The 12,134-nt window shown below is 66.6% G+C and carries 14 protein-coding genes and 1 riboswitch; of the genes, 6 read left to right on the forward strand and 8 right to left on the reverse strand.

Annotated elements, in window-relative coordinates; genetic code table 11:
- Nucleotides 1-163: 163 nt before the first annotated feature.
- Nucleotides 164-991, reverse strand: a complete 828-nt coding sequence (locus A5779_RS04340; RefSeq protein WP_064879447.1) for an epoxide hydrolase EphH — start codon at nucleotides 989-991, stop codon at nucleotides 164-166.
- Nucleotides 992-1,079: 88 nt separating this feature from the next.
- Here A5779_RS04340 and A5779_RS04345 point away from each other — a divergent pair, with 88 nt between their 5' ends.
- Nucleotides 1,080-1,871: an exodeoxyribonuclease III gene (locus A5779_RS04345; protein WP_064879449.1), complete on the forward strand. Its 792-nt coding sequence runs from the start codon at nucleotides 1,080-1,082 to the stop codon at nucleotides 1,869-1,871.
- Here the strand turns inward: A5779_RS04345 and A5779_RS04350 are convergent.
- Nucleotides 1,862-2,479, reverse strand: coding sequence for a TIGR03086 family metal-binding protein (locus A5779_RS04350; RefSeq protein WP_064879327.1), 618 nt, complete (start codon nucleotides 2,477-2,479; stop codon nucleotides 1,862-1,864). The two genes, A5779_RS04345 and A5779_RS04350, sit on opposite strands and share 10 nt — an antisense overlap.
- A 79-nt stretch (nucleotides 2,480-2,558) precedes the next feature.
- Here A5779_RS04350 and A5779_RS04355 point away from each other — a divergent pair, with 79 nt between their 5' ends.
- Genes A5779_RS04355 through yhjD form a run of 3 tightly spaced genes read left to right on the forward strand, consistent with a single transcriptional unit; the run spans nucleotide 2,559 to nucleotide 5,034 of the window.
- Nucleotides 2,559-2,945, forward strand: a complete 387-nt coding sequence (locus A5779_RS04355; protein ID WP_064879451.1) for a MarR family winged helix-turn-helix transcriptional regulator — start codon at nucleotides 2,559-2,561, stop codon at nucleotides 2,943-2,945.
- A 34-nt stretch (nucleotides 2,946-2,979) separates the two neighbouring features.
- Nucleotides 2,980-3,993, forward strand: coding sequence for a tryptophan--tRNA ligase (gene trpS, locus A5779_RS04360; RefSeq protein WP_064879329.1), 1,014 nt, complete (start codon nucleotides 2,980-2,982; stop codon nucleotides 3,991-3,993).
- 24 nt (nucleotides 3,994-4,017) lie between these two features.
- Nucleotides 4,018-5,034, forward strand: coding sequence for an inner membrane protein YhjD (gene yhjD, locus A5779_RS04365; protein ID WP_064879331.1), 1,017 nt, complete (start codon nucleotides 4,018-4,020; stop codon nucleotides 5,032-5,034).
- 173 nt (nucleotides 5,035-5,207) lie between these two features.
- On the opposite strand, the gene A5779_RS04370 is transcribed toward yhjD, so the two are convergent.
- Nucleotides 5,208-5,525 carry a DMT family transporter gene (locus tag A5779_RS04370; protein WP_064879333.1) on the reverse strand — a complete coding sequence of 106 codons (318 nt, stop codon included), beginning with the start codon at nucleotides 5,523-5,525 and terminating at the stop codon, nucleotides 5,208-5,210.
- 12 nt (nucleotides 5,526-5,537) lie between these two features.
- A riboswitch (guanidine-III (ykkC-III) riboswitch) is annotated at nucleotides 5,538-5,602 on the reverse strand.
- Between the two features lie 31 nt (nucleotides 5,603-5,633).
- Between A5779_RS04370 and A5779_RS04375 the strand changes: the two genes are divergently transcribed.
- Nucleotides 5,634-6,482 (forward strand): nitronate monooxygenase, encoded by an 849-nt coding sequence (locus tag A5779_RS04375; RefSeq protein WP_064879335.1) that lies wholly within the window; start codon nucleotides 5,634-5,636, stop codon nucleotides 6,480-6,482.
- 97 nt (nucleotides 6,483-6,579) lie between these two features.
- Here the strand turns inward: A5779_RS04375 and A5779_RS04380 are convergent, their stop codons facing one another.
- From A5779_RS04380 to A5779_RS04395, 4 genes are all read right to left on the reverse strand, one after another.
- Entirely contained in the window at nucleotides 6,580-7,824 is a 1,245-nt protein-coding gene (locus tag A5779_RS04380; protein WP_064879337.1) for a glycosyltransferase, read from the reverse strand.
- Entirely contained in the window at nucleotides 7,821-8,450 is a 630-nt protein-coding gene (locus tag A5779_RS04385) for a TetR/AcrR family transcriptional regulator (protein ID WP_064879340.1), read from the reverse strand. The genes A5779_RS04380 and A5779_RS04385 overlap by 4 nt, the downstream gene beginning before the upstream one ends.
- Before the next feature lie 49 nt (nucleotides 8,451-8,499).
- The gene (locus tag A5779_RS04390) at nucleotides 8,500-9,174 is read right to left on the reverse strand and encodes a ferric reductase-like transmembrane domain-containing protein (RefSeq protein WP_064879342.1); all 675 of its coding nucleotides are present in this window, start codon (nucleotides 9,172-9,174) and stop codon (nucleotides 8,500-8,502) included.
- Between the two features lie 210 nt (nucleotides 9,175-9,384).
- A complete protein-coding gene (locus tag A5779_RS04395) occupies nucleotides 9,385-10,599 on the reverse strand; it encodes a D-alanyl-D-alanine carboxypeptidase (RefSeq protein ID WP_064879344.1) in 1,215 nt (404 codons plus the stop codon).
- 277 nt (nucleotides 10,600-10,876) lie between these two features.
- Here A5779_RS04395 and A5779_RS33775 point away from each other — a divergent pair, with 277 nt between their 5' ends.
- Nucleotides 10,877-11,080 carry a hypothetical protein gene (locus tag A5779_RS33775; RefSeq protein ID WP_131811565.1) on the forward strand — a complete coding sequence of 68 codons (204 nt, stop codon included), beginning with the start codon at nucleotides 10,877-10,879 and terminating at the stop codon, nucleotides 11,078-11,080.
- Here the strand turns inward: A5779_RS33775 and A5779_RS04405 are convergent.
- Nucleotides 11,077-12,075, reverse strand: a complete 999-nt coding sequence (locus A5779_RS04405; protein WP_236734644.1) for an SMP-30/gluconolactonase/LRE family protein — start codon at nucleotides 12,073-12,075, stop codon at nucleotides 11,077-11,079. The two genes, A5779_RS33775 and A5779_RS04405, sit on opposite strands and share 4 nt — an antisense overlap.
- Nucleotides 12,076-12,134 lie beyond the last annotated feature (59 nt).

Below are 12,134 nucleotides of genomic sequence, written 5' to 3' on the forward strand. Positions count from 1 at the left end.
CCCCCCCCCCCCCCCCCCCCCCCCCCCCCCCCCCCCCCCCCCCCCCCCCCCCCCCCCCCCCCCCCCCCGCCCCCCCCGCCCCCCCCCCCCCCCCCCCCCCCCCCCCCCCCCCCCCCCCCCGACTGCTGTCTGGCGGTCAGTCCTTGGCGCCTGCGGACGCGGGCTAGCCTGTCGCGCGCGTTTGGTCCGTGTGCCGGTCGACGAACTCGGTGATCAGCCTGGTGATGGTGTCGGGTGCCTCGAACATCGGGACGTGTCCCACACCCTTCAGCGTGGTGACCACGGCATCGGGTGCCAGGCTCTTGGTGAAGTGCCGGGTGAACCGCGGCGCGGGCAGCACCCGGTCCTTCTCGCAGATCACGAGTTGGGTTGGGGTCCGCGAGTTCTTGATCTCCATCAGTCCCGCGGTGGTCAGTGCCTTGACCATGAGCTTGAAGTAGGCCGGGCAGTGTGCCAGATCGTCGATCAAATCGCGACGGTCGCTGTCGTTGAGCACCTCGGGGGTCGCGCTCACGGCCAGATATGAGATCTGCTTCGTCATCGGGAGTTTGAGCAGCTGCTGACGCAACACCGCGGTGGACAGCACGACCGGCAGGGCCGCCATGAACTTGGCGATGATCTCGTACTTCGCCGGGGTGAACCGCGACCAGCCTCCCGCGGGAGCGATGCCGGTCAGCGTGCGGGCCCGGCCACGGCGTTCCAGTTCGAAGGCCACCCAGCCGCCGAGCGAATTCCCGACGATGTGCGCGGTGCACCAGCCCAGCTCGTCGAGCCGGCGTTCGACGTCGTCCGCCAGGGTTGCGACGTCGAGAAGCATCGGGGCATGCGGACCGCCGTGGTGGCCGGCCATGGTGGGCGCGAACACCTCGTAGCGCCCGGTCTGCGCGAGTTGGGGTGCGACGTACTTCCACACGCTCTGCGACAGCAGGAACGGGTGCAGCAGCAGGATCGGTTCGCCTGATCCCAGGTGAATGGGGGCACGTTCAGCCATGTCGCCCGACATTAAGGTGATACCGCCGGTACCGCAAGGGCCTGTCGGTGCGGATCGGTAGGGTCTGGGCGTGGCATCTCCGGCACCTCTGACTGTCAGCACCATCAACGTCAACGGCATTCGCGCCGCGGTCAAGCAGCGGTCCACCGAGAATCTGGGCCTGCTGCCCTGGCTGAAGGAAACCGAGGCGGAGGTGGTGTGTCTGCAGGAGACCCGCGCCGACGACGAGCAGCTCAACGATGCCCTGGCCCCAGCTCTGGCCGACGGGTGGAATCTGGCCTCGGCCGTCCCGCATGTCAAGGGCCGCAACGGGGTTGCGGTGTTGTCCCGGCACCCCATCGAGGCTGCGCGACTGTTGGTGTCCGACGAGTTCGAGGCCCACGGCCGCTACCTCGAGGTGGACACCGCGGGAGTGACGGTGGCCAGCGTGTACGTCCCGACGGGCGAGGCGGAGACGGACCGTCAGCTGGAGAAGGAACGGTTCATGGCCACCGTCGCCGCCCGGATGGCCGAGCTGCTGGAGCATGACGCGGTGCTGTGCGGGGACTGGAACATCGCCCACACCGAGAACGACATCAAGAACTGGAAGGGCAACGTCAAGAAGGCCGGCTTCCTGCCCGGTGAGCGGGCCTGGCTCACCGAACTCTTGGGCACCGGCTGGGTGGATGTGGTGCGGGTGCTACATCCCGACGTGGCCGGACCGTACAGCTGGTGGTCGTGGCGCGGTAAGGCTTTCGACAACGACGCCGGCTGGCGCATCGACTACCACCTGGCCAGCCCAACCTTGGCCGGCCGGGCGACCGCAGCCCGGGTGGACCGGGCCGAGTTGTACGCGCTGCGGTGGTCGGATCACTCACCGGTGACGGTCAACTACGGCTGAGGCCAGTTCGGCCTCCGGCCGAGATGCAGCAGGACCTTCTCGAAATCCGTTGCGGCCGCGGCGTCGACCGCGCGGTCGAACGGTGAGGCCGCACTGTCACGGAAGTCCCCGTCGGGAATCCCCATGACCAGTGGCAGCAATGCGGTGACAGCGTCGTCGGGCAGTTGGTACGGCACACCCATCGAAGCCGCGACATCCCACCCGTGGACGGCGTAGTCGACGAAGTGGAAGCCGATCGCCAGGGCGCCGGGGAACGTCGCATCCGGACCGAACTCGGGCAAGGCGAACGTTGCCTCGGTGATTCCGTCGGCGGCGAACGCGTCCAGCACGTCGTGGGCGGCAGCGGCATAGGTGCCGGCCGGGTCGGCGCGGACGGCGTCGGCCACCGTCGCCACCTGCCATACCGCTTCGTCGGCGCCATTTCCGCGCGCGGCCGCGGCGAATCCGTGGTGCTGCACGGTCATGTGGGCCAGCAGGTCGGCGAGCGTCCACCCGGTGCAGGGAGTGGGCCGGTCCAGGTCGGACGCGCGGACCGCGCCGACGGCCTCGACGGAGCGCAGCACGGCGACGCGGTGAAAGGTACGTGGGTCTGTTTCAATAGTAGGCATATGCTTACGATAAGCGTGAGCACATCATATAGCAACGCCTACGCTGATCAGGGTGTCGAAGCGTCCGGATCTGGCAGCCATGCTCGCCCCGCTGTTGCGGGAGCTGATGGCCGCCGAACAACCGGTCCTCGACGCTCACGGTGTGTCGATGTGGGGTTACGTCGTCCTGCTCGCCCTCGACCGGTCCTCGGTGCGGACGCAGGCGGCGCTGGCCGAGGCGATCGGCGCGGACAAGACCCGCATCATCCGCACCCTCGATGACCTGCAGCAGCAGGGCTTCATCGAGCGCGAGGCCGATCCCGACGACCGTCGGGTCCGGCTGTTGGGCATCACCGAGGCGGGCCGGGCCGTCAAGGATGCGGTCCAACGGGAGATCCAGCGCGGGGAGGAGCGCTGGCTGGGCGAGCTGACTGCCGAGGAGCGAAAAGTGTTCTTGCGGGTCCTGCAGCGGATGACCCCTGAATAATGCGGATGACGCCAGTGCGAAAATCAACAGCATCATGAGTAGCGGAAGCAAACAGGTCGTATTCTCGGGCGCTCAGCCCACCTCGGACTCCCTGCACCTCGGTAATGCCCTGGGTGCCGTCACGCACTGGGCGCAGCTACAGGATGGGTACGAGGCGTTCTTCTGCGTCGTCGACCAACACGCCATCACCGTGCCGCAGGATCCCGAGACCCTGCGTCGGCGCACGCTGGTGACCGCTGCGCAGTACCTGGCGCTGGGCATCGATCCGGCGCGCAGCACCGTGTTCGTCCAGAGCCATGTCCCCGAGCACAGCCAATTGGCTTGGGTGCTCGGATGTTTCACCGGCTTCGGCCAGGCATCGCGGATGACACAGTTCAAGGACAAGTCGCAGAAGCAGGGTGCGGACGCCACCACCGTGGGCCTGTTCACCTATCCGGTGCTGATGGCCGCCGACGTCCTGCTCTACGACACCGATCTGGTGCCGGTCGGAGAGGATCAGCGTCAGCACCTGGAGTTGGCCCGCGACCTGGCGCAGCGGTTCAACGCCCGGTTCCCCGACACGTTCGTGGTGCCCGAGGCCATGATTCCCAAGGCCACGGCCAAGATCTACGACCTGCAGGATCCGTCGGCGAAGATGAGCAAGTCTGCGGCGTCCGATGCCGGGCTGATCAGCCTGCTCGACGATCCGAAGGCCACAGCCAAGAAGATCCGCTCCGCGGTGACCGACAGCGAGCGTGAGATCCGGTTCGATCAGGAGAACAAGCCGGGTATCTCCAACCTGCTCACCATCCAGTCCGCGGTGACCGGGGCCGACATCGACAAGCTGGTCGAAGGCTATGCGGGCCGCGGCTACGGCGATCTCAAGAAGGAGACCGCCGAGGCCGTGGTCGAGTTCGTCACGCCGATCAAGACCAGGGTCGATGAACTCCTGGCCGATCCGACCGAACTCCAGTCGGTTCTGGCCGCCGGGGCGGAACACGCCCGGGAGGTCGCGGGGAAGACCCTCGCCCGGGTTTACGACAAGATAGGGTTTCTCCAGCAAACGTGATGAGTGGCCAGGGGAGGGTCGGCGGTGAACGAGCCGGAGAAGCCGGGATTACTGGCACGGGTCCGCGCCCGCTTCCCCTGGTTCGACCACGTGATGCGGGCACAGGAGCGCTATAACGACTGCAACGGCAACTTCTACGCCGCTGGCATCACCTATTTCACGATCTTCGCCCTGTTCCCGCTACTGATGGTCGGGTTCGCCGCCGGTGGCTTCCTGCTGTCGCGCCGTCCGGATCTGCTCGAAGAAATCGAGCACCGGATCCGTGAGGCGGTGTCCGGTGACCTCGGCCAGCAACTGGTCACGCTGATGGACTCGGCCATCGCCTCGCGCGGCACGGTCGGCGTGATCGGCCTTGCGACCGCGGCGTGGGCCGGACTGGGCTGGATGGCCAATCTGCGTGAGGCACTGAGCCAGATGTGGGAGCAACACGCCGAGTCCAGCTTCGTCGGCAACAAGCTGTCGGATCTGCTCGCACTGGTGTCGGCGTTCCTGGCGATGGTGGTCACCATCGGGCTGACCGTGCTCGGGGACCCCTCCTTGATGCGGAAGATATTGCGCTGGATCGGCCTTCACGACGGCGCCCTACTCGGCGGCGGCTTGCGCGTCATCTCGATCGCGGTGTCGGTCTCGATCTCGTGGCTGTTGTTCACCTGGATCATCTCCCGGTTGCCGCGCGAACCGGTGCCGTTCCGCCGGTCGATCCGAGCCGGCCTCCTGGCTGCCGTGGGTTTCGAGATCTTCAAGCAGGTGGCGTCGATCTACCTGCAGTCCGTGCTGAACGGCCCGGCTGGGGCGACGTTCGGCCCCGTGCTGGGCTTGATGGTGTTCGCCTATGTCACCGCGCGGCTGATCCTGTTCGCGACAGCCTGGGCGGCGACGTCCACGGAGAGCCTGGCCGAGGCGCCGGTGCCACCGCCGGATCCTGCGCAGATCGTCACCAGGGTGCAGGTCCACGAGGGTATCGGGGTGACCGGAGCCTTGGCCGCGGCCGCCATGGGAGCCATTGGTGCCCTCGGGCTTTCGCGCCTGCTGCGCCGCTAGTAACCGGACGGCCGGTGGTCGGTGGCTGCGGCTCACCCACGGCTTTGTCACGCCAGAGTGGCGCCCGCGGTCGAGCGTCACGCTGGAGTGCGCACCCGCCGCACTTTGTCACGCCAGAGTGGCGCCGGCGGTCGACAGCCACGCTGGCGTGACAAAGCGGGGCGGGAAAACGTCTAGTGGCTGACGGCCTTGAGGCCCACGATGCAGCCGACGACGCCGAGCATCAGTAGAACCTTGATGACCGACGCGGACTCGGCGCCGGTAATCATGGCGAAGGCGACGGTGAGCACCGCGCCGATGCCGACCCAGATCGCATAGCTGGTGCCGGGCGGCAGGCTGCGCATCGCGATCGCCAGCCCGATCATCGACAACACAAGGGCCACACCGAAAATCACCGACGGAACCAGACGGGTGAAACCCTCTGTCTTGCTCAGGGCAGTCGCCCAGACCGCTTCCAGGACACCTGAGACGACGAGAATCAGCCATGCCATGGCACACCTCCAAACACCCCGTCTTGTCGCTGGCCGGGTACGGGTGCGCCTCGTCCGGTGCCATGTGCTGGCGACTCCCATTGTAACAACGACGTAACATTGCGGGCTGTGAGCTTGGCAACCACCTGGTCGCGGTCGATCGGCATCGATGTCCCAATCGTCAACGCGCCGATGGGCGGTGCGGCAGGAGGCCGGCTGGCCGCCGCGGTCTCGGCTGCCGGCGGTCTGGGCATGGTCGGCATGGGCAGCTCGGCGACAGCTGACCAGTTGACCGCCGAGTTGGCTCAACTCGACGGGCAGCGATTCGGAATTGGCTTGGTGCACTGGGTTGCCCAGGATCGGCCCGATCTGTTCGACGTGGCCTTGGCCGCCCAGCCGGCGCTGTTGAGCGTGAGCTTCGGGGATGACTGGCACTGGGTGCGTCGGGCGCATGATGCGGGCCTCACGGTGACAACCCAGGTGGCGACGGTCGATGCCGCCCGGCGTGCAGTCGACGCCGGTGTCGACGTGGTGGTGGCCCGGGGCGCCGAAGGTGGCGGCCACGGTGAGCCAACGGTCGGGACGCTGCCGCTGTTGACCGAGGTACTCGACGCCGTCGACATACCGGTACTGGCCGCCGGCGGGATCTCCTCGCCGCGCGCGGTGGCTGCGGTGCTGGCGGCGGGAGCGGGTGCCGCCTGGGTCGGCACGGCATTCGCGGCGTGTGTCGAGGCGCTGACGCCGGCGCCGGCGCGTGATGCGTTGCTGGCCGCGGCGGGTGACGACACCGAGCTCACCACCGGCTACGACGTCGCCGCCGGCTATCGGTGGCCGGCGACGATTCCCGAGCGAGTGCTGCGTGGATCGCCCGTCAACGCGGGACAGGGCGTAGGTGCGGTGCAGCGGGAGGCCGGTGCTGCCGAAATCGTGCGGTCGCTGTCCGACGGCGCCGAGCAGCTACTGCGACGTTGGCAGTGATGAGCCTGCCAAACCGCCGAGAGCGGCGGCGGATTGGCAGGCCCGGGACGTATTTAACTCGCTCGGCAATTATGTGTCAGCCGAATCGGCGAATTCGTTACCGGTAGCTGAGAGCCTCCTCCACGATCGAGGCCACCTTGCCCGCACCGTCCTCGGCGTTGATCTGGACGGCAAGGCTTTCGGCGCTGTCTCGAAATATATTGGTCGACAACACTATTCGAATCGACGTGGCCAGATTGTCCGGGTTGAGGCGATTCTGCCGGAGCGGTGGCGGGCTGACGCCGAGTTCGACGAGCCGTTGTGCCCAGAACGGTTGGTCTCCGAAGCCGGCCGGGACCGCAATTGTTGGTACGCCCGCCCGCAGGCCGGCGGCTGTCGTGCCCGCGCCGCAATGATGTACGACGGCTGCCGCCCGTGGGAACAACCAGTCGTGTGGCACCTCGCCGACGGCGAGCACGTCGTCGCCGCAGGCATCGAGTCCCGACCATCCGGCCTGGATCACTGCCCGGGTGCCTGCGGTTCGAACGGCCTGCGCCACAACGGTGGACAAGGTCTCGGCCGCGACGCGGCTGTTGACGGTGCTGCCGAAACCGATGACAACCGGCGGTGGGCCGGCGTCGAGGAACCTCACCAGTTCGGCGGGTGGTTGCCACCCGACCGGGCGTGCCGGCCACCAGTAGCCGACGACGTCGATCCCCGTTCTCCAGTCCGACGGCCTCGGCGCAACCGCAGGGGAGTAGCCGTACAGGATGGGCCAATGAACGTCGCTGCGTTGCCGTCGTAGTGATCGATCCGAGGCCTTCGACAGACCGAGTCTCTCGCGAAAGTGGTTGGTAGTCCTGCCGTATAGGCCGTCGATCATCGTCTCGCCGATCCGCGCCGCCGCCCGGTTTCCGTACCGACCGGCGGTCCACGCTCCCATCAACGCCGGCGGGTGGTCCGAAGTCGTCGACATGGGCTGCAACCGCACGCCGATGCTGGGGATGGCGAGCGCCTCGGCCAGCGGATGGCCGACCAGTTCGGCGAACGGCGACAGCAGCAGGGCGTCGATCCCCTCGTCGCCCACGGCGGCCAGCACGCCCTCGCCCAACCCTCGCATGCCGCGTGGGGAGAGGAACGCTGCCATCGCCTGCGCGGCCTGGCGTGCCGACACGTCCGATAGATCGGCTGGGTCGTCGTCGAGGCCGCGGAACTCCAGCCCGCATCCGGTCACCAGATCGGCGAATGCCTGAAATGCCAACACGATCACGCGATGGCCGGCTTGCCGCAGCCGCATACCGACCCCGGTCAGCGGTGCGACATCACCGCGACTGCCGATGGCGATGATCGCGATGGTGCTCACGGTGCCGTGGCCTTCGCGAAGATCTCGACAAGCACCTCACCATGGCCGATCACGTCGTAGTCGGGATCTCGGGCGTACTCTTGCGCCGCACTGTCCAACGCGCCGCGCAGGATGTTCTTCATGAACAGCGGTGACAGTTCCCGGAATTCGCCGTCGTTCATTCCGGCCTCGAAGACGGTCAGCGGGTCCAGGGCGGCTAGATCCCCGGTCGGCGGATGGTCTTGAACGGCTTTGGCGGCCGCTTGGTCAACCCGTAGTCCGTTTGCGTCCCGGTAGCCGGAGATGAGCTCGAGCATTGCCACGGCCGCGGCTCGGTTGGCCGCGACGAACGCCACGTTGGCCCGGATGTAAGCGGACAGCTTTGCCGCTGCGGTGGTTTCGGCATTCACCGCGGGCACGATCACTGCGGCACCACGCGTGAAGATCTCGGTGAAGACCGCCTCGACGACTTCGGACTTGCTGGTGAAGTGGTAGAGCACAGCGCTTTTCGCGATCCCGATGTGCTCGGCGATGCGCGCCAGGGAAGCCTGCGGATAGCCCTGTTCGGCGATCACCTCCAGGGCGCCCTCGACGATCTGCCGGCGCCGGGCCTGTTCGGTAAACGTTTTCGTGCGTTCAGACCGCATGGTCTGAGATTAGACCGATCGGTCAGACATTGGCAAGGGTGCACCGTCGCTAGGTGCGCGAGGCCTTCGCCGCACCTCGCTTCGCCTTGGCGATGAACCGGATGATCAGCGCGGCCAGGACAATCATGAGGAACGGTCCGTAGAACTCCGTGTAGGTGACGCCTCGACGCCAGTAGGCGATGAAGAACGTGAACCAGATGACGTAGCTGCCGGTGAGGTGCAGGTTCTTCCACGTCGAGTACTGCATGCGCTTGGAGATGCGGTCGAACGAGGTGATGGTCATCGCGATGATGAATCCGTAGGCGATGAAGTCCAGGACAAAGACACCGTGGGGGGTGGGATCGACGACGCGAGTCTCGAACCGCTGTTGGTTCAGAACGATTGTCGTGACGATGAATGCGGCGTGGACGAAGTGAGATCCGGCGAAGCCGACGCCGAGATAGCGTCGGTTGCGGCGGATCCACTTGGTGGTGTTGTTCGGCCACAACTGGTACAGCGACGACGCGGTGAAGGCGAGCAGGAAAAGGATCGCCGATGTCCGGGCAGTGATGCGGATGCCGAGGTTGGCTCCGTTGACGCCGCCCACCACCCACGCCGCGAGGGTTGAGCCGACGGCGATCGCCACGATGAGGAACCACGTCAATGTCCAGCCTGAAAGCATGGACTTGAGTGGGGCGCGGGGGGCCGGTGCGGCGTTTTCGGCGTCAGATATTTCGGTCGACACTTCTAGAACTCCTCCTGCAGAGACGGGCCTTGTCCGAAGATCACGCCATCTAGTCGAACACGATTGAGTCATCGCATCCAACGAGCGTTTTCGATGGATGTCATCTACATAGCAGATGAAGGTGTCTATCCCGGGGCGCACTATGGCCGGCTGCGTGCAATCCGAAGAGGTTGCCGCCGAAGCATTTCGCAGATGCCGATAGATCGCAGATCAGCGAATGGTTCGGCGGTTCAGTGACCGTGCGCCCATCATCAGCATCAACACGATCAGGGCCCCGACGATGGCCACCCCGACGCGCACTGGCAGGGCGTCCGCCGGAGGGAGCAGTGCGGCTGCCTGTGCCGCAGTCGGTTCCTCACGCTTGGGGGCGGTCAGCGACGGATCGGGGTCGACGAGAGTTCCGACCTTGGTTCCCGGGGGAGTGGCGAACCCGTAGTCGAGCAGGTGTGCGGCTTGCTCCCACGGCGCGATCGGGACCCGGGTGCCCTTCATGAGGATGGCCACCAGGCGGCGGCCGTCGCGCTCGGCCGCGCCGACGAAGGTCTGGCCGGCGTCGTCGGTGTAACCGGTCTTGCCGCCCATCGCGCCCGGGTAGTTGTAGAGCAGCTTGTTGTCGTTCTCCACCTGGTAGGACGGATTGCCGTCACGTCCGGGGAAGTCGTAGGTCTGCGTCCTGACGATGTCGGCGAAGACCGGGTTCTGCCAAGCGTAGCGGTAGAACAGGGCGATGTCGTAGGCCGAGGTGCTCATACCGGGGCCGTCCAGGCCAGAAGGGGTGGCCGCGCGGGTATCGCGCCCGCCGAGCTTGCCCGCCAGGATGTTCAGTTTCTGTAGCGCGGGGTCCATGCCGCCCAACTGAACCGCGAGAGCATGTGCGGCGTCGTTGCCGGAGTGCATCAACAGACCGTGCAGCAGGTCGTTGATCGTGTACTGACCGCCGGGCCCGACGCCTACCCGGGTGCCCTCGGAGTTGGCGTCGTCCTGGGTGCCGGCAACCAACTTGTTGAGGTTGAGTTCGTTGAGCGCAGCGGTGGCCACCAGCACCTTGATGATGCTGGCCGGGCGGTGCCGGCCGTGCGGGTCGCGGGCGGCGATGATGTCGCCACTGTCGAGATCGGCGACCACCCAGGCCTCGGCAGAGACATCGTTGGGCAGTGGTGGAGTGTTTGCGGCGGTGATCACTCCGCAGCCTGAAAGCGCCTCACCGCCAACCGTCTTGGCGGGTACGGGCAGTGGTCCCGGTGCGACCTCGCCCGGCTTGGGCACTTCCGAGGCGTCGACCGCAGGGGGAGTGGTCACCTTGTACGGGCATTCGGGCGCCGGGTCAGCATTGGCTACGCCGGCCGTCATCAGGGGTGCCGTCAGCATCGTCAGTGCCGCAAACACGGACACTGCGCGCTGGGTAGTCCTCCGCAAGGTCGCCATCGTGTCCGAAGATTAGGTGACTCGGACACAATTTCCCGTTTGCCACGCTGTGACGTGTGTGGTTTGTGTGACAAATGTGAACGTGCTGTATGCGGCGGTGGGCATGCGTGGTCGGCTCGGCATGTCGATCCGGGCAGACATTCGGGCCCCGCGGAGGATGGGACCCGAATGCTTGCCGGTTACCCGGCGTCCCCCGACCCGGAGGAAGCTCGGCAGCGCTGTTGGCGGGTCTGGCTTTACTTTGCAGAGGAGGCCTCGCCTGGAGGAACGCGGGTTGATGCGCAGGTTTCGTAGCCGCGAGGACAAGCGAGGAATCGCCGTCGGGATCACCCGGCAGGGTCAGGACTATCTGCGGCCGGTGCTGCGCACATACGCCATGCTGGTGCGGCAGTTCTATCTCGCGCCGCTGGACCGGGACCAGATGAACGCTCTGGGGGACAGCGCCAGACGCGTCGGCGATGCCTTGAAGAACCGCAACTAGCCCAAGTCGCGAAGTTCGGCACAGGCCAGCGCCGGGAAGGCGATCGTCGACATCCACAGCCTGCCTGCGGATTCCACAACCCCGGTAACCGTACCGAAATTCGGCCGGGTGGTACGCAGCCCGGCGAGCGCCTCGCCGGAGTCGGCGTCGAAGGCCAGCACCCACACCTGGGGACGGATCTTGGGTTGGAGTCGGTCAGGCAACTGCCACAGCAGTTTTCGGATCACCGGCGCGCGCGGTGCGAGGGCTTCGGCGGCAGCGTTGGGCGGAGACACCATCGCCACCCAGATCCGGCCGTCGGCGCCGGTGGAGATGTTGTCCGGATAGCCCGGTAGGTGCACCGCCAGCGGGGTCACCGACCCGGCCTGCGGTCCGCTCAGCCAGTACTTCGACAACCGGCGGCCTTGGGTTTCGGCGAACACCAATGCGGACTCGTCGGCAGTGGTGGTCACGCCGTTGGCGAAGTACAGGCCGTTCAGCAGTGTGGTGACCGAGCCGTCGGGATTCAACCTGAACAGGCTGCCGCGCCCACGGGCTTCCATGACGGCGCCGGCGAAATGCTCGAAATGGAAATGACTGGTCGACTCGGTGAAATAGATTGTGCCGTCGGCCGTCTCGGTGACATTCGAGCAGAACCTCAACGGGCGGCCATCCACCGATTCCACCAGCGTGGACAACACTCCAGTAGCAGGTTCCAATGCCAGCAGTCCGCGGTGGCTGTCGCAGATGAGCAACCGGCCGTCGCGGGCGACATGCAGGCCCAGCGGACGTCCGCCGGTATTGCCCACCACTTCAGCCGCTCCGTCGGGCGACACCCGCACGATGCGTCCATCGACCAGCCCGGTCCACAGTTGCCCGGAGGCGTCGACCACGACATCCTCGGGCCCGTCGCCAGGCAGCGGGACGATGGTCAGTTCGGCAGGGCCGAAGTTCGGCAACTCGTCAATGGGGGGCGGAGTCCAACGGACCGGATCGATCGGGGGTTTACGTGGCACGCCGCCAGTCTGCCGTCGAAACGGCATTCCGGCAGAGAGTTACTCGAACTTCTTCTGCC

Source organism: Mycolicibacterium peregrinum (genome assembly GCF_001665625.1).
Taxonomy (GTDB): Bacteria; Actinomycetota; Actinomycetes; order Mycobacteriales; family Mycobacteriaceae; genus Mycobacterium; species Mycobacterium peregrinum_B.

What these genes read in the sequence shown, in the direction of transcription:
- trpS (WP_064879329.1), top strand. Translation starts at nt 2,980, where the DNA reads ATGAGTAGCGGAAGCAAACAGGTCGTATTCTCGGGCGCTCAGCCCACC.
- A5779_RS04355 (WP_064879451.1), top strand. Translation starts at nt 2,559, where the DNA reads ATGCTCGCCCCGCTGTTGCGGGAGCTGATGGCCGCCGAACAACCGGTC.
- A5779_RS04350 (WP_064879327.1), bottom strand. Translation starts at nt 2,479, where the DNA reads ATGCCTACTATTGAAACAGACCCACGTACCTTTCACCGCGTCGCCGTG.
- A5779_RS04395 (WP_064879344.1), bottom strand. Translation starts at nt 10,599, where the DNA reads ATGGCGACCTTGCGGAGGACTACCCAGCGCGCAGTGTCCGTGTTTGCG.
- A5779_RS04340 (WP_064879447.1), bottom strand. Translation starts at nt 991, where the DNA reads ATGGCTGAACGTGCCCCCATTCACCTGGGATCAGGCGAACCGATCCTG.
- A5779_RS04370 (WP_064879333.1), bottom strand. Translation starts at nt 5,525, where the DNA reads ATGGCATGGCTGATTCTCGTCGTCTCAGGTGTCCTGGAAGCGGTCTGG.
- A5779_RS04385 (WP_064879340.1), bottom strand. Translation starts at nt 8,450, where the DNA reads ATGCGGTCTGAACGCACGAAAACGTTTACCGAACAGGCCCGGCGCCGG.
- A5779_RS33775 (WP_131811565.1), top strand. Translation starts at nt 10,877, where the DNA reads ATGCGCAGGTTTCGTAGCCGCGAGGACAAGCGAGGAATCGCCGTCGGG.